This window comes from Methylobacterium indicum, assembly GCF_001043895.1.
Classification (GTDB): domain Bacteria; phylum Pseudomonadota; class Alphaproteobacteria; order Rhizobiales; family Beijerinckiaceae; genus Methylobacterium; species Methylobacterium indicum.
On record NZ_JTHF01000246.1, the window covers coordinates 1 to 14,318 of the forward strand.

Consider the following 14,318-nt stretch of genomic DNA (forward strand, 5'->3'; position numbering starts at 1 on the left):
TTTCGGGGGTGGCGGCTTCCGGGGCGGCGGTTTGGGAGGCGGCGGCTTCCGCGGCGGTCTCGGCGGTGCCGGCTTCCGCGGCGGTGCGCTGGGTGGCGGCTTCCGGGGGGCAGGCCTCGGCGGCGGCTATCGCGGCGTCGGGTTCGGCGGCGGTTACCGCGGCGGCCTCGGCGGATATCGTGGCGGCTACCGGGGCGTCGGGTTCGGCGGCTACCGCGGCGGTTACGGCGGGTATCGCGGCTACGGCTATCGCGGCGGCTACGGGCGTGGTCTTGGCTACGGGCTCGCCGGGGTCGGCCTCGGCCTCGGGCTCGGCTACGGCCTCTCGAATGTCGGCTATTATGGCGGGTATGGCGGCGGCTACGGCGTCTCCTATGCCGGCTGCGGTCCCTACGCCTATTACGACGACGTCTACGGGACCTGCGTCTCCTACGGCTACGGATACTGAGGCCGGTACGGCCATCGGGAGCGGCCGGGCGGTCTCGCCCGGTCACGCCTCCTCGATACTCAGGCGAGAAGGGCCGTTCCGAAGGGACCGGCCCTTCTCGCGTCCGGCCCGCGTCCTCCAGGCTCCGCTTCGCGTCCGTCGGGGCGTCAAGTCGCGTCTCTCAGGGCGCCGAGCTGCGCCCGTCAGGGCGCCAGGATGATCTCCGCGAGGGCGAGCGCCTTGGCGAGGGCCGCCTCGGTCTTGGGCGTCGGCGGGGTCGGCACCCGCGCCTCCCGCCGCACCTCCTCCAGCACCGTCTCCCGGGCGTCCGGATCCCGGGTCATCCGTTCCCGCAGCAGCGCGGCCACGATCAGCTCGAGGGCGCCCAGCCGCGCCTCGACGTCGTCCTCGAAGGTCAGCGGCGCGGTCATCGACGGCCTCCCTGGCGGCTCGCGGCCTCGCCGCCGACCTCGTCGATCCGGGCCGCGAGCAGCCGGATCTTGCATTCCGAGGCGAGCTGCCCCGCCGCGGAGCCGCCATGGTAGTCGAAGTCGTAGAGGCCGTCGCAGTGGCGCCGGAAATAATCCTCCCAGGCGCCCTGCGTGGCCTGGAACGCCTTGCGCCAGGTCTCCGCATCCTCCCGGCCGGCCAGGCTCCCGGGACTCGGCGAGCGGGTGGCGACGGCCGCGATGGCGGCGAGCTTGCGCTCGACCGCCGCGGCGAGCCGTTCCCGCAGCGCCTTGGCGGCATCGTCGAGGCAGGCCCCCTTGCGGTACTCGGGCAGCGCCTTTCCGGTGCAGGCCCGGATGACCGCCGCCGCGGAGACGGGGGCCGCCCCCGCCTCCCGCGCGGCGGCCGCCCCGAGGCCCGTCACCGACGCTCCCCCGATCAGCGCTCCTCCGATCAGGACGAGGGCGGCCATGGTCGCACCACCGTGCGAGCGGCCGGTCATCCGAGCCAATGCCCTAGCATCTCGCCGCCCGACAGGACCACGCCGACCGCCGCGATGGCGGCCCCGGTGAGGAGAAGCAGCATCCGCTCCCGCGACGGCAGGCGCCGCCCGTGCGGCGGACGCCAGGGATTGGCGAGCTCCATCCTACTCGGCCGCCTTGCGCGACCGGCGGCGGGCAGGCTTCTCCGGTGCCGCCTCGTCGGCCGGCGCCTCGGCCGGGGTCGCCTCCTGTGCGGCCTCCCCGCGGGCCGCCGCCGCGGCGTCGCGCCGCCGCTGTCCGAGGCCGAGGCTCTTGGCCAGAGCCGAGCGCTGGGCGGCGTAGCTCGCCGCGACCATCGGGTAGTCGTGCGGCAGGCCGAACTTCTGGCGGTACTCGGCGGGGGTCAGGCCCTGCGAGGTGAGGTGGCGCTTGAGCGAGCGGTAGGACTTGCCGTCGATGAAGCTGATGAGGTGGTCCGCGGTGACCGACTTGCGGATCTGCGCCGGAGTCGCCCGCGTCTCCTCGACCGGCGCCTCGACCGGCCGGCCGAGCGCGGCCAACGACGCGTGCACCGAGGCGATCAGAGCCGGCAGTTCCGCGACCTGAAGATTGTTGTTCGCCACATAGGACGAGACGATGTCGGCCGCGAGGCCGACGAATTCAGTCTGCTGCTCCAGGTTGACGTCCGACACGAGCTTCCATCCCGTTCTGAGCGACCCGGCGTCATCCGAGTCGTCCCGGCATATCGGGCGAAACGCGCCCTCATCAAGTGAAACTCTGCAGGTTTTAAGAAAAAACTGTGTATCCGTCCCGTCCTCCGGGTTCCTCGGACCTGTCCACGACCGGGCATGGTCGGTCGGCTCGCTCTCGCGTCCGTGAGCGCTCTGCGGGTTGCACGCCCGCGACCGCGCCATCACCCTTCGCCCCCCGACCGGAACGGCCCCTCGATCGTCCGCGGACCGGCCGAGACCTTCTAGCCCCCGCCCCGATCCATCTCGAACGGGCGCCCCTGCGGGACCACGCGCACGACGCCCAAGAAGCGCTTGACCGGTCCGGCGAACCGGCCTATCAGCACCGCACCGCAGGCGGTGACCGGCCAGCCCGGCCAGACGGAACGCTCCTCTGGACCTGATGCAGCCACCGCCTCGTTGGGGGATAGTTTAACGGTAGAACAGCGGACTCTGACTCCGTTAGTCGTGGTTCGAATCCACGTCCCCCAGCCACCTTATTCTTCAGACACTTAGCGGCTAAATCGCTCCCTTCTCAGGGTTCCGTGCTGCTGTTCTAGACACCCACTCTAGACATCTGACCCAGGGATCTGTTCAGCGATCGGACGCTCCGCCCTCCTCGTCTGGACCCTCCTTCTCCCCATAGAGATCGTCGATCACGCGCTTGTTCGAGCGCCGCATATCCGCGCTCCGGGCGTAGGTCGGCACCGCGTAGGTCGTCCTCTGGCCGAGGATGTCGGCGATCTCGCGCTCGGTCTTGCCGAGTTCGCGCAGGTCCGTCGCCACCGAGTGCCGGAGCCCGTGCGGCGTGAGCCCGGGCTTGACCTTCCCCTCCTTCTCAAGGCGCAGCCGCACCCGGCGCCAGCTTGCGTGAAACCCGCCTTCGGACCACGGCGAGCCATCCGAGCTGGAGAACAGATGCGTGGCATGATCCGTTTGCGCGTCGAGAATCCGGGCTAGCGGTTCCGGACACGGCACCGTGACCTCGACCGCACCCTTGCCGGTGACGAACGAGATCATCCCGTCCTTGTAGGCATCGCGCCGCATCCCGCGCACGTCGCCGAGCCGCACGCCGAGATAGCGCATCATCGCGAACGGGCCCTTCAACGGTGCCGGCAGTTCGGCGAGCACCGCGTCGCGCTCGGCGGAGGTCCACGGCCGGTTCAGGCTCTTCTCCCCCGTCGCCTTGCGCACCTTCTCGACGTGGTCGACCGGGTTTTCCTTCAACAGCCCCAGCCCGATGCCGATGCCGCAGGCCCGCGAAAGTACCTGTACGACGTAGTTCGCGAACCGGCGCTTGTGCTTGGTATAGGCCTTATTGCGCAGCCCGACCATGAACGGGCGATCGAGCCGGTCGAGCGGCATCGCTCTCAGCGGCTCAAGGAAGTCGAATACCTTGTCGTAGTCGGCACGGGTGCGCGGCTTCAGCCGGGTGAACTCCGGTGCGGCGCGGTACTGGTCGATCAGGTGGCCGAAGGTGCCGTCCTGCACCTTCTTTTCGCGCCAGGCGCGGTCCGCCTTGTCGAGTTCGATGGCGAAAGCGGGGGTACCCCACTCCGCTTTGATCGGCGTGCCGCTCGCCCGGTGGTACGAGTAGGTCTTCCCGGTTTTCGGCTCAAAGAACCGCTTCACGCCGCGCAGCGGCATCCTGGTGGTCATGGCTTAGAGCTTGGCGAGCCAGTCCTGGGTGTCGGCCGTGGCGGTGCGGCCGCCGGCCATGTCGATCCATTCGTCCAGGGCGAGGACGTCATAACGCAGCAAGCGCCGGTCCATCCTGTCGCCCAGCGCGATCGGTGTGACGGGACAGGCCCGTTCGAACACCGGAATGGTGCAGCGGCAGTAGTCCGCCGCCTCGGTCAGCGTCAGGAGGCGCCGGCTCATGCCTGGAATTGCGGACTGCGTCCTCATGACACCGCCTCTCGCTTCAGCTTCCGCACGTGCGAGGCGGCACGCTCCTCACCTTCGAGGCGGGCCATGTCTCGGAAGTCCTCGATCAGGTCGTCCGGCACCCAAGCCGGAATGGTGATTCCGCCCTTCGCCGCGCGAGACGGTGAGCGCGCCTCGGTGCGAAGCGCCTTCTTCCGCGCGGCCTTGAACCACACTGCGGCGATGCCCCGCCACAGCGGCACGCAGTGGACCGCAGCGTGCTCCTTCGCTTCCTGCTCCATCTGCCGAGCCGGCGTGGCGCGAATCGTCTGGATGAGCCCTGCCCGGTCGAGGTCCGCAAATTGCGGATCGGTGCAGAGGTGATGGACCGCCTTCATCTGCGCTGCTGTGATCGGACCCAACCCGGCCTCGGTCAGGACACGCAGGATCTCAGTGGCTCGCTCCTCCCCTTCGAGGGTGATCAGGCCTCGCACCGCTGCGACGGCGATGGTCTCGCGCGGCTTGTAGACTGCCCTGGCCGGCGGAAGGCGCAGGAGCGTCAGACCTGCCGCCGCGGCGACCCGGACTACCGACTGCGCCGCCGGATCGCCGGCCGCCACCGCCGCGACGTGCATCTGGGCCGCCGTCACCGCGATCCGGTCCCGGTTGTGACCGACGAACGCCTGCGCGCGATCGGACTGTGCCGTCGCCTCCACGACCACGACCGGGATCACCTCGATGCCCGGATGCGAGGCCGCCGCGATGGCCGAGTGCTGGCCGTCGATCACCTCGAGGCCGTCATCGGTCCAGGCGACGATCGGCGGCTTGAACCGGCGCCAGTCCCACCGCTCGATGATGCGGCGGATAAGGCGCAGGGACGCGTCGGAGAGATCGCGCTGGTACCCGGCATCGACCAGCAGCTCGGTCGGCTTGATCCACGTCACCTCGGGTTTCGCGGTGGCGGGCTCGCCGGGGTGGACCTCGGCGAGGATCAGGGCGGCGATCGGGCGGCGGTTCATCCCTGCGCCCTCGCCGATGAAGGGGCTTGTGCGGCCGCTCGCGGAATCAGGCATACAAGCCGCTGATCTGAGGCAGCTTTTGCCAGAGAGAGGCCTGAAATTAGGCCTGTGGAATCACCCACCTTCAAGGCGGCCGCGAGGTGCTGGAGGTACTGACCACCTGCGCACATCGGCTCGAATTCCTCGCTCTCCCGGGCGTAGAACCCGGCCAGGGCGAACAGCCCCGCCCGGGTAGTGGGCATGACGGAGGTCAGCGCGTCGAACGCCGCCGAACTCGCATCGGCCGCGGCGTTGGCGCGGCGCACCTGCCCATCGTCGTTCTCGTCGAGACCTGACAGCGCCGCGGTATGGGCCGCTTCCGCGGTCTCGGCCGTGGCGATGGCCCGGTGGATCGGGTCCACGCCCACCGTCGCCACCGGCCAGCACGCGCAGGCCAGCGCCGTGAGATCGGCGACGCGGACCTGCGCGGCCCTGTAGGTCAAGCCGTAGCTGTCAGCGAACGCGACCTCCTCGGCGAGCCACCAGCGCAGGTGATCGAGGAGCTTCGCCGCGCCCGTGGGCGTGGTGCAGGCGGTCGTGACCAGGATGTCGCCGGCCTCCCGGTAGGCTTCCTCGGCCAGGATGGAGGCCTCGCCGTCGGGTGCGACTTGGAACGCGTCGTAGGCGGCCCGGTGGGTGGCGATGGCCGCGAGGATCGGATCGGGCGTGTTCATACGGCCTCGCCTGCATCTTCCGAAGAGGTCAGGCGCCGATCGATGGTTGCGAAGCCCAGATCCTTGCGCAGTAGGAACTCTATGTATTTCGTCCTAGACACGCCAAGCGGGTCGATCTTCTCGGCCACGGCATCCAGAAGAGCGCATGGCAGCCGCATGGACGTCTTGACCGTCTTACCTCGAGCTGCCGAACGCGTCATGCCCATTCCCCAACTTGATGCACCTATCGTAGGGCGATTGTCGGGACATGTCGAGCGTAAAACATACAAAACATACAAACGAGATCTGGTGTGTCGGCGTCGCAGGGTGGGCGCGAGGAACCGTCATACGGCGTGGGCGGCTTCGCGCAGCTGACGATGCTCAGCCGCGACGGGATCGCGCCGCAGGTAGTGCAACCTCCTCAACGTCGCGCGCGATTAGATTATCATCGGTGAGAAGCCTGGAATGCATGAATGTGCAAACCATCCGGCACTCCTCCGCCTCCACGGCCGGCGATCTCGGCTACAGCGACATCACATCGGGGCGATGCTCGGGCACGCTGGTGGGACGATCACCAGCCGGTATGTGCACCACCTCGATGCGGTGTTGGTTGCCGCGGCGGATAGAGTTGCGGGGCAGATTTCTGAAATAATAAACAGCAAGAATAGTTGATATTGCAAGCACATAATATATCTTGTGTTTTGCATCTATAATCTAAACTTTTGGATGGAAGCTAATGATTGGCAAAGGAGGGGATGCCATTCCAGCCGACCAGTCCAGACTCGCGTATAGAGCTCTAAAATATGCATAAGTTGCGGGCCGTGCAACATTCTCTGCAAATAATACCGCAATATCCTGATCGACACCCTCTAGTCCGTTGTAGAGCACATCATAGCTTGCTGAACAAGACATTATGGTTTTTTTCTTTATTTTTATCTTCAAAATCCAACTTATTCTTATGGAAAGATCGCCTGTATCAGGGTCAAAATCGAACTCGCCAGCCTTTCCTGAATAGGACGCAGACGTATCATCTTTTGTAGATGATCCAATATCTACTGTTCTATCGACTTTGAATGACAGTTCGCTCAGTACAATTGTAGAAAGTCGCGCGAGACGGACAGCTTTGTTGTACTTAATACGGCGCTCCTCAGGGCTTGCCTGAGGAGCGGGCAGGTCGTTCTTAGCTTTAGCTTCGGCCATTAAGCAGCCCGCGCAAATTCGTCATATGAGTTTTGATCATCGTTGGCAGGCCATTCGAAGCGATGGCTAACCCGCAGTCTCGCTGCTTGGAAGAAGGTATGCCGATCGCGTCCAGAGCGGTGCTCCGATGTGACTTCAGCCGTCTGCTGCACTTCGGCCCAGGATCCGCAGTTTGTCTCCGCCGCAAACTCTGTCTCAGGGCGATGGGAGGAACATTTGACAGTTCCTTTCTCTCCGAGAGCATAGAAGATCCGTGCCAAAGTCCGAAGCGTAGGGTTGGCGTTTGGCTTCATAAGCTGTGACAGCCGAGCCTTACTGATCCCAGCCTTTCTAGCAAGCTCGGTCCTGGTCATATTATGCTTTACAAGCAGATCCTGGATTAGGAATTGGGCGTCGATAACAATGTCCTCTTCAGCCTCAATCACGTGCTCGTCAAAGCCGAGGATGTTATCAACCATTTGCGTCTCCTTTGGCGAACTCGGTTAGCTCACCTATTATTTCTGCTGCTCTGCGTAGCATCTCGCGATCGGGTTTGTTTTGCTTTTTGGCAGAATCAACCTTCACGCCCACAAAGCATTTTTGCCCATCGACGAGCAAGACGGCGCCATACAAGCGCCAGCCATCCGGTTTGAATGCCCAGATGGCCACCTTATCGTTGGTGCCGTTCTTCGCTGGATGCTGTCCCTCGCTGCGATAGTGCTCTTGCACCATCCTGTGGGGCTCGCAGGAGCAGAAGCGTTCCATATAACGCTCCAGCTGTCGGCGCTGCGTAACAGCTATCCGGTCGGTTCCCTGTCTAAGCGCATCGTAGCCCTCCTTGGCTTCCGGGGAGAGGCGTATGGACGCCACAGCCCCCCTCATCACGACAACGAACTCGGACGCCGATCGCAAGCCCAACAGCCTCAGGTTCGCCGCCGAGAGTTAATATATGCCTTAACTCGAAGCAAGCCAGGAAGGTCCGCAAAAAGGTGCGCTGCCGCACCCCTTGAAGGGGAGAAATTTTGCCGGGGCCTCCCTGATGGAAGGACGAATGATAACTACTCCATATGGTGGTTGCCGCGCAACTGGTTGAATGGCCCATTAAGCAATTGTTTTTGTTGGATATTCCTCAAAATCCAAAGTGGCGCGCCACTCACTTCAGATAGCCCTTCGCCTTCAGGTGCTCCGCCAGCGCCTCCCGGATGGCCTCCGGGCGCGAGGGCTTCGGGTCGGGCTGGTCTGCGATCCAGGCGTCTAGCGGATCTAGCACGGGGCTCAGGAGCCGCACGCCGATGAGCGTGCCCTTGCCCGTCGTCTTCGGGCGGCCGCGCCTTTTTGTGTTATCCCGAATTGACGTATCCATGCTTTCAAGATAACACGAATTACGGCCCGACGGGAAGGTGGAAGCTCCCGCGCCGAGCCTAACCACACACGTCCTCAGGAGACGTCTCATGGCTACCCGTCATTCTACACCACCGGCGCTCGCCGGTGAACGCGACCGCTCGCCTTCTCCGCAGTTCGCCACGGCCGGTGGAGCACTCGCGACCATCGCAGTGCTCTCGGCTCAGCGAACCTTCCTTGCCGCTCCCATCAAGGTGCAACCTGCGCATTCGTCTCCTGCCGCGGTCCTGGCCCCGTCGGCGCCCGTGGCCGTCGCCGATCCGATCCTGTCGGCCATCCGGGCTCACCGCCGCGCCTGGGCCGCGTTCCAGATCGCCCCTGACGACGAGGCGTCCGAGGCCGAGGAAGCCGAGTACGAGGTCGCGCAGAGCCTCCTTGGCACCGCCTGCGGCACCCGGGCCGGCGCGCACGCCCTGATCGCGCATCTTCGCTGGTACGTCGCCGAGGAGGCCGACAACCTGCTGACGGCCGGGCTTGGCGGCTGCCATCTCGGCGCGCAGCTCGCCGCCCGCCTCGCCGAACTCATCCTGTTCGTCCCCGAGGCGTCGCCCCCGTCCGTGATTGCGCTCCCAGCGCCGCGTGGCCCGAGCCCGCTGCTCGCTGCGCTCGAGACGCACCGCAGCGCCAACCTCGCCGTCAACCAGGCCGTGGCCGACTACGTGAAGGCCGAGGAGGACAGCGCCCCCGACGAGGCCCTGACGCTAGCCATCGCCGACCGTGCTGCGGAGGAGGAGGTTGCCGCTCTCAACGCCTTGCTGGCGCTCACCCCGGCCGGCGGTGAGGAAGTGCGGACCCTCGCCGCCTACCTCGCCGAGGTCTCGACCGACTTCGACAAGGGCGCGTTCGGGGCGTGGCTGTTCCAGCGCTTCGCCTTGATGATCGCCCGCGCGCAGATCCAGGCGTGAGGGCCGAGCCGATGCCCTCCGCTCCTCGCCGCCTCACCGACATGCCCGTGCGCCCCTGGCAGGCGCCTGCTGCCCGCAGCTACTTCTCTTCGCACGGTTACAAGCGCGCCGACCGCGAACCGCCACCTCGCGTCGACAACCTCGACGCGATTGAGGCTTGGGACACCATTCACGGTGCCTCTGCGACGCGGCCGGATATACCGCATGTCCGCGCTCTGCGCTTCCTGAATGGCACCGGCGAGTTGCTGTCTGCGGTCATTCTCGTGGCCGGCACCATCGCCGGCTACGGCATCCTGCACCCGTTCTGAGCCAAGGGAAGATCGACGATGGCAAACCACCGTAAAGCCTCTCCCGTGGCGCCCCAGGGCAATGCGTCCGGCGTCCCTCTCCGTGAACGTGCTGCGAGAACCCGCGAGGCGACCGGTCGAGTCTGCAATTCGCGTAAGGCGAGCGAAACCACGGGCGACAAAGTATCAGCGTCTGGACCTTGTGAAGAGAAGCACGAAGCACATCATGCTGCCCTCGAGGCAAATCCGGGCAGGCGTAGCAATAATGCTGGCGCTAAGGGGGTGCCTCGCAAAGGGGATATCATGTCAGTGCATGCGGTCTCACGGGCGAACTTTGCGTCTAGGGCGAGGCAAAGTGGTGTTATGTCGGTCGACAAAGCCGACGCAGATTTTTCATCGCCGGAGAAAAGGCGGCTGCGGATGGATCTGGCGGCTAAGACGCTCCTGGATCTGATTGCCCTTTATGACGTCTACGAGCATGCCCGAAATGGGCTTGCGATGAGCACCAGTCGCGGTTTCGGCCGGTCGTGCGAGATCATGGTCACCGACGAAGGCGAGCGCCTGGGATCGGTGCGTGAAGCGATCTACGATGAGCTTAAACGCCGCAACCCCGCAGATGTGTACGAGGCCGAGCAGCGGGGAACATGTCTCGTTCGCTTCGCTGCCGACTGCTGCGAATGGGACGAGGTCGCGGAGATCGCCGCCGAGACAAAGGCGTGGCTTCACCGGCTGTCTATGGAGGCGGCCGCGTGAGCAACGTGATCCACTTTCCCCGCACAGCGGCCGGGATCCCGGCCGCGCCCATTCTCCGCGAGCAATTCGAGCGCCTGGCCGGGCTCGCGCTCGATGTCGTCGACCAGATCGTCCTCTTGCTCGACGAGACGGACGACAACCCTGACGCTATGGACGTCGAGGACCAGCCGGCGGAAGCGGTCCAGCTACACCACCATGACAAGTTTACCGCGGATAGGGGCGGTGAGAGCCGATCATAGGCTGCGAGTGTTGGGCGGATACAGCACCGGCGGCCGACGCCGCCGGACGTCACCCACCCTAGCTGCACGGCGGGTGATCACACTGAGCCCACGTCTTGTTGTGTACGGCCGTATGACCTACAAACGCCATACAGAGCCGAACGCGTCATGCGGTGCGATCGGCCCCCGGCCGAGACCGAAACCTCATGACCTCGAAGAGCAAAGAAGCGGCTTCCGCGGCTCCCCTAGACATCGTCAAGGAGCAGTTCGGTCGCCGCCTCTACGAGCTCATGCTTGAGAAGGGCTGGACCCAATCGGAGATGGGTAGGCAGGCGGATATCCCGCGTGACGGCATCTCCAGCTACGTGCGAGGCCGGGTCCTACCGACACGCCAGAACCTGACCAGGCTCGCGAGAGCGCTTGGTGTCCCGGAAAGCCACCTACTTCCGGCTCGCTTAAAAAATGCGAGCGACCCGGATGGGTCGGAGGTGTCGGTGCGCATCAGTCCGGACGATCCAACTCGAGCGTGGCTGCGCGTCAACCAGCTGGTGTCCCGCGAGGCCTCAACCCGCATCCAGGAGATCCTGGCCAACGATCGCGCGTTCCTGGCGGAGCAGGATCGACAACGGTCATCCTCGTGATCGTCTATGCTGCCCACAACCAGCTGTGCTATTTATAGGCGCGCCTTTAGTATTTTAGTAACGATGTATACTGTCTTATCGTTTTGTCGGAAACGTAGGTTTAAGGTCCATCGAAAACCGACAACGGAACTCTTCCCCCATCAACATCTTGATGTTCTGAGCGAAGAGGACTACCTTCTCCCACAGTGGGCCAAGGAGGGCCGTTATGGAACTGCGAGCTGAGAACATCAGATTGATGCATCAAGTAATTGGCACTAAGCACGTTTATACGTCGCCTGATGTGCCTGAATTACATGTGTCGCATTCAGATCAGAAGATTGCGCTCGCGGACGTACAGCCGACACTCAACGCCATCCAAAATGTGAGGGTCAAGCTCGAAATGAGGCGGGCAAGAGCCGCCTAGTATGCGGTATCTGGCGTCGGACGTGTACGCGCTCCTGGAGGAGTTAGCGTGCGAGTACATGGAAGAGCGCTACCCTCATGGCGAGGTCTGGGTAGCTCCGGGCGAGCAAATATTCGTGCTACCCGATCCGGATCTGATCGACGGGCAAAAGTGGTTTGACGCTGACGTTTTAGATCACAATCTCCGGGATCGCTGGGTAGGCTTCCGTCTTCCTCTTCCGATACCGCGCTGCAGGTAACCGCATCGATCCCGGGGGGCGCCGAACAGGCGCCCTTTTCGCGCGTCGGCAATGTAGGTTTTGTCTGGAATTGTCGGCCAACGCCATGCTACGGTGCAGGCCCTTTCGACGCGGAGCTGTGTCGTGAAGCCCCCCAATCACCGCCCCGGTTGAAGACATGAAAAAGCCGGCCCTGCTGTGCGCGGAGCCGGCTTTTCTGATGCCCACCCGCAGCGAACGGGTTGAGCGAAATCCCTTGGCAGGACTGGCATATGTATAGCGCAAAGCTGCCCCAGCAACAACCGTTAACTTCAGCGATTTCGAGGATTTCTACGGCCGCTGTCGACTGGTTGGTGCTGCCATGAACATGCACCATCCTTCCGGTGTGCAGGAAGCGATCGCGTTCCTGAAGCTGATTGACCCGATCGGCCGGCACCACCTCGACGCCTTTCATCCCGAAACCGGATCGACCGAGGGCCGGACCTTCGAGCCCGGGGCCTGGAACGAGCTGGCGGATTGGATCCGCCCGCGGATCGGCCAGCGCAATCTCTATTTCAGCGTCAACGAGCCGAAGCCCGGTGCGCCGCACAAAAAGCTGACGAAGGCCGACATCGCGGCGATCCGCTGCGTGTTCGTCGATGCCGACCCGCACGGCGACCGGGAGACCGCCCGGCACGAGCTGGCGCAGCGCGCCGAGGAAGTCGAGAACGGCCCCCTCCCTGCCACGGTGTCGATCGACAGCGGCAACGGGCAGCAATGGTTCTGGAAGCTCAAGGAAAAGATCGGCGCCCTGACCGGCGGCCAGTGGGCAGAGGACCAGAGCCGCACGCTGGGCCGGCTGTTCAAGGGCGACGCGGTTCAGAACATCGACCGCATCATGCGGCTACCGGGAACCGTCAACCTGCCGACGCCGAAGAAGCTCGCCAAGGGCCTTATGGGCGGCCTAGTGCGGGTCACGCACAGTAGCGGTGTCACCTACACGCCCGAGCGGCTGGCCGCCTATTGCGCCCCGACCGGCCCGCTGGAGCGCAAGGAGGCCGCTGCGGCGGTCCGCGCCGCAATGGACGACATTGACGTTGACGAGGCCCATTCCTACGGCGACTTCGACGTCCTGCCCGATGCGCTCAGGGCGCGGCTGGTGGCCGTTGGGGCTCGGGATAGTCGCTTGCGGGGTATCCTGGACGGCACGATCGACCCGCCCGACGATGGGTCCGGGTCGGCTTGGCGGGCGGTGCTTGCCGCAGCTCTGGCTCGGCATGGCTTCTCTGCGCAGGATTATGCCAACGTCGTCTGTGCCTGGCCGCTCGGGTATCCGCAGCACAGCGGGCTCGACGGGCTCACGTTGCGGGTGTTGTCACGGGACTGGGGCCGCTGCGGCGCGCCGGCTTCGCAGGATACCACGGCTGAGCGCTGGTTCGACGCGGAAGCACCAGGGGCGCAGGCGGCGCAGACGAGCGACACGGATTGGCGGAAGGACTGCCTGCGGAACGATAAGGGCGAGGCGCTGCCCGTCCTGGCAAACGCCATGGCGGCGTTGCGCTCGGCGCCCGAACTCGCCGACGTCTTCAGTTACGACGAGATGCAGTGCGCCACGATGATCAGTCGTGTCGTGCTGGCATGGGGCTCGCCGCCGGGTGAGGCGATGCCGATGCGGCTCGCAACCGACACGGACATCAGCCAGGTGCAGGAGTGGCTGCAGAAGGCCGGCCTGCCCCGGCTCGGCAAGGAGATCACCCACCAGGCCGTCGATTACCGCGCCGTCGAGCGCGCCTTTCATCCGGTCCGCCAACACCTCGAAGGGCTGGCCTGGGACGGACGGGAGCGCCTGTCAGAGTGGCTGTCGACCTATCTCGGCGCCGAGCAGACGCCGTACACCGCCGGGATCGGGGCGATGTTCCTGATCGCCATGGTGGCGCGGATATTCGAGCCTGGCTGCAAAGCCGACTACATGATGGTGCTCGAAGGCCCGCAGGGTGCCAGGAAATCGACGGCGTGCGCCATCCTGGGTGGCGAGTGGTTCTCCGATAGCCTCCCCGACGTGACTGCCGGCAAGGACGTGTCGCAGCACCTGCCGGGGAAGTGGCTGATCGAGATCGCTGAGATGTCGGCTATGTCGAAGGCGGAGGACGCGGCACTGAAGGCCTTTATAAGCCGGCCCGTCGAGCGCTACCGGCCGAGCTACGGCCGCAAGGAGGTAATCCAGCCGCGCCAATGCGTGTTCGTCGGGACGACGAACAAGAGCACATACCTGCGCGACGAGACTGGCGGGCGCCGGTACTGGCCGGTCAAGGTCGGCCGCGTCGATACGGATGCGCTGGCGCGAGACCGGGATCAGCTCTTCGCCGAGGCGGTGCACCGCTACCGCGCCGGCGCCCGCTGGTGGCCCGACGAGGCATTCGAGGCAAAGCATATTCGGCCGGAGCAGGAAACCCGCTTCGAGGCCGATGCCTGGGAAGAGCCGGTCCGCCGCTACCTGGAGGACAAGGACCGCGTCAGCGTCATGGAAGTAGCCCGCTGCGCGTTGTTCATTGAGACGCAGAAAGTCGGCACTGCAGATCAGCGCCGCATTGCGTCGGTGCTAGCGCAGTTCGGCTGGCGTTGGGTGCGTGACCACCGTGGTCGGGGATACATCCGGCCATGACGCATGACG

Annotated in this window: 19 protein-coding genes and 1 tRNA gene; 8 read left to right on the forward strand and 12 right to left on the reverse strand. The window is 64.9% G+C overall.

Going from position 1 to position 14,318, the window contains the following annotated elements; translation table 11 throughout:
• The coding region (locus QR78_RS36250) for a hypothetical protein (protein WP_048430411.1) at positions 1 to 448 on the forward strand (448 nt) is incomplete at its 5' end.
• Between the two features lie 182 nt (positions 449 to 630).
• Here QR78_RS36250 and QR78_RS25550 read toward each other — a convergent pair.
• From QR78_RS25550 to QR78_RS25560, 4 genes are read right to left on the reverse strand one after another with little or no spacing between them, the layout of a single operon-like run.
• Positions 631 to 858 carry a hypothetical protein gene (locus QR78_RS25550; protein ID WP_048430412.1) on the reverse strand — a complete coding sequence of 76 codons (228 nt, stop codon included), beginning with the start codon at positions 856 to 858 and terminating at the stop codon, positions 631 to 633.
• Positions 855 to 1,349: a lysozyme inhibitor LprI family protein gene (locus QR78_RS25555; RefSeq protein ID WP_082171902.1), complete on the reverse strand. Its 495-nt coding sequence runs from the start codon at positions 1,347 to 1,349 to the stop codon at positions 855 to 857. The genes QR78_RS25550 and QR78_RS25555 overlap by 4 nt, the downstream gene beginning before the upstream one ends.
• A 26-nt stretch (positions 1,350 to 1,375) precedes the next feature.
• On the reverse strand, positions 1,376 to 1,522 hold the full coding sequence (locus QR78_RS35120) for a hypothetical protein (protein ID WP_158004075.1): 147 nt from the start codon (positions 1,520 to 1,522) through the stop codon (positions 1,376 to 1,378).
• Between the two features lies 1 nt (position 1,523).
• On the reverse strand, positions 1,524 to 2,051 hold the full coding sequence (locus QR78_RS25560) for a Ros/MucR family transcriptional regulator (RefSeq protein WP_048430413.1): 528 nt from the start codon (positions 2,049 to 2,051) through the stop codon (positions 1,524 to 1,526).
• A gap of 457 nt (positions 2,052 to 2,508) precedes the next feature.
• On the opposite strand from QR78_RS25560, the gene QR78_RS25565 reads away from it, so the two are divergent.
• Positions 2,509 to 2,582, forward strand: a tRNA-Gln gene (locus tag QR78_RS25565).
• 99 nt (positions 2,583 to 2,681) lie between these two features.
• Here the strand turns inward: QR78_RS25565 and QR78_RS25570 are convergent.
• The 8 genes from QR78_RS25570 to QR78_RS34410 form a co-directional block, all read right to left on the reverse strand.
• On the reverse strand, positions 2,682 to 3,746 hold the full coding sequence (locus tag QR78_RS25570; protein ID WP_082171898.1) for a tyrosine-type recombinase/integrase: 1,065 nt from the start codon (positions 3,744 to 3,746) through the stop codon (positions 2,682 to 2,684).
• Positions 3,747 to 3,749: 3 nt separating this feature from the next.
• On the reverse strand, positions 3,750 to 3,968 hold the full coding sequence (locus QR78_RS25575; RefSeq protein WP_048430414.1) for a hypothetical protein: 219 nt from the start codon (positions 3,966 to 3,968) through the stop codon (positions 3,750 to 3,752).
• Positions 3,969 to 3,991: 23 nt separating this feature from the next.
• On the reverse strand, positions 3,992 to 4,897 hold the full coding sequence (locus QR78_RS25580; RefSeq protein ID WP_125901160.1) for a DUF6551 family protein: 906 nt from the start codon (positions 4,895 to 4,897) through the stop codon (positions 3,992 to 3,994).
• A gap of 71 nt (positions 4,898 to 4,968) precedes the next feature.
• On the reverse strand, positions 4,969 to 5,685 hold the full coding sequence (locus QR78_RS32115; RefSeq protein ID WP_053221088.1) for a hypothetical protein: 717 nt from the start codon (positions 5,683 to 5,685) through the stop codon (positions 4,969 to 4,971).
• Positions 5,682 to 5,813, reverse strand: a complete 132-nt coding sequence (locus tag QR78_RS36540) for a hypothetical protein (protein WP_280137064.1) — start codon at positions 5,811 to 5,813, stop codon at positions 5,682 to 5,684. Before QR78_RS36540 ends, QR78_RS32115 begins: the two co-directional genes overlap by 4 nt.
• A gap of 565 nt (positions 5,814 to 6,378) precedes the next feature.
• Positions 6,379 to 6,864 (reverse strand): hypothetical protein, encoded by a 486-nt coding sequence (locus QR78_RS34405; RefSeq protein ID WP_125901158.1) that lies wholly within the window; start codon positions 6,862 to 6,864, stop codon positions 6,379 to 6,381.
• Complete coding sequence (locus QR78_RS33195) at positions 6,864 to 7,322, reverse strand: helix-turn-helix domain-containing protein (RefSeq protein WP_082171897.1); 459 nt, start codon at positions 7,320 to 7,322, stop codon at positions 6,864 to 6,866. Before QR78_RS33195 ends, QR78_RS34405 begins: the two co-directional genes overlap by 1 nt.
• Positions 7,315 to 7,575: a hypothetical protein gene (locus tag QR78_RS34410; RefSeq protein WP_125901156.1), complete on the reverse strand. Its 261-nt coding sequence runs from the start codon at positions 7,573 to 7,575 to the stop codon at positions 7,315 to 7,317. Before QR78_RS34410 ends, QR78_RS33195 begins: the two co-directional genes overlap by 8 nt.
• A gap of 719 nt (positions 7,576 to 8,294) precedes the next feature.
• Between QR78_RS34410 and QR78_RS32120 the strand changes: the two genes are divergently transcribed.
• The 6 genes from QR78_RS32120 to QR78_RS36255 all read left to right on the forward strand — a co-directional run bounded on the left by QR78_RS32120 (position 8,295) and on the right by QR78_RS36255 (position 14,309).
• Positions 8,295 to 9,149 (forward strand): hypothetical protein, encoded by an 855-nt coding sequence (locus QR78_RS32120; RefSeq protein WP_125901154.1) that lies wholly within the window; start codon positions 8,295 to 8,297, stop codon positions 9,147 to 9,149.
• Positions 9,150 to 9,160: 11 nt separating this feature from the next.
• The gene (locus QR78_RS25600) at positions 9,161 to 9,457 is read left to right on the forward strand and encodes a hypothetical protein (protein ID WP_125901152.1); all 297 of its coding nucleotides are present in this window, start codon (positions 9,161 to 9,163) and stop codon (positions 9,455 to 9,457) included.
• Positions 9,458 to 9,799: 342 nt separating this feature from the next.
• Positions 9,800 to 10,189: a hypothetical protein gene (locus tag QR78_RS25605; protein WP_125901150.1), complete on the forward strand. Its 390-nt coding sequence runs from the start codon at positions 9,800 to 9,802 to the stop codon at positions 10,187 to 10,189.
• The gene (locus QR78_RS25610; RefSeq protein ID WP_048430418.1) at positions 10,186 to 10,428 is read left to right on the forward strand and encodes a hypothetical protein; all 243 of its coding nucleotides are present in this window, start codon (positions 10,186 to 10,188) and stop codon (positions 10,426 to 10,428) included. The genes QR78_RS25605 and QR78_RS25610 overlap by 4 nt, the downstream gene beginning before the upstream one ends.
• A gap of 185 nt (positions 10,429 to 10,613) precedes the next feature.
• Positions 10,614 to 11,048, forward strand: coding sequence for a helix-turn-helix domain-containing protein (locus tag QR78_RS25615; protein ID WP_048430419.1), 435 nt, complete (start codon positions 10,614 to 10,616; stop codon positions 11,046 to 11,048).
• 981 nt (positions 11,049 to 12,029) lie between these two features.
• Positions 12,030 to 14,309 carry a virulence-associated E family protein gene (locus QR78_RS36255; protein ID WP_244276476.1) on the forward strand — a complete coding sequence of 760 codons (2,280 nt, stop codon included), beginning with the start codon at positions 12,030 to 12,032 and terminating at the stop codon, positions 14,307 to 14,309.
• Positions 14,310 to 14,318: the final 9 nt, after the last annotated feature.

Coding starts and splice junctions, on each gene's coding strand:
- QR78_RS32120 (WP_125901154.1), top strand. CDS start 8,295: ATGGCTACCCGTCATTCTACACCACCGGCGCTCGCCGGTGAACGCGAC.
- QR78_RS32115 (WP_053221088.1), bottom strand. CDS start 5,685: ATGAACACGCCCGATCCGATCCTCGCGGCCATCGCCACCCACCGGGCC.
- QR78_RS25555 (WP_082171902.1), bottom strand. CDS start 1,349: ATGGCCGCCCTCGTCCTGATCGGAGGAGCGCTGATCGGGGGAGCGTCG.
- QR78_RS25615 (WP_048430419.1), top strand. CDS start 10,614: ATGACCTCGAAGAGCAAAGAAGCGGCTTCCGCGGCTCCCCTAGACATC.
- QR78_RS35120 (WP_158004075.1), bottom strand. CDS start 1,522: ATGGAGCTCGCCAATCCCTGGCGTCCGCCGCACGGGCGGCGCCTGCCG.
- QR78_RS25550 (WP_048430412.1), bottom strand. CDS start 858: ATGACCGCGCCGCTGACCTTCGAGGACGACGTCGAGGCGCGGCTGGGC.
- QR78_RS34405 (WP_125901158.1), bottom strand. CDS start 6,864: ATGGCCGAAGCTAAAGCTAAGAACGACCTGCCCGCTCCTCAGGCAAGC.
- QR78_RS34410 (WP_125901156.1), bottom strand. CDS start 7,575: ATGGTGCAAGAGCACTATCGCAGCGAGGGACAGCATCCAGCGAAGAAC.
- QR78_RS25575 (WP_048430414.1), bottom strand. CDS start 3,968: ATGAGCCGGCGCCTCCTGACGCTGACCGAGGCGGCGGACTACTGCCGC.
- QR78_RS36255 (WP_244276476.1), top strand. CDS start 12,030: ATGAACATGCACCATCCTTCCGGTGTGCAGGAAGCGATCGCGTTCCTG.
- QR78_RS25605 (WP_125901150.1), top strand. CDS start 9,800: ATGTCGGTCGACAAAGCCGACGCAGATTTTTCATCGCCGGAGAAAAGG.
- QR78_RS25570 (WP_082171898.1), bottom strand. CDS start 3,746: ATGACCACCAGGATGCCGCTGCGCGGCGTGAAGCGGTTCTTTGAGCCG.
- QR78_RS25600 (WP_125901152.1), top strand. CDS start 9,161: ATGCCCTCCGCTCCTCGCCGCCTCACCGACATGCCCGTGCGCCCCTGG.
- QR78_RS33195 (WP_082171897.1), bottom strand. CDS start 7,322: ATGGTTGATAACATCCTCGGCTTTGACGAGCACGTGATTGAGGCTGAA.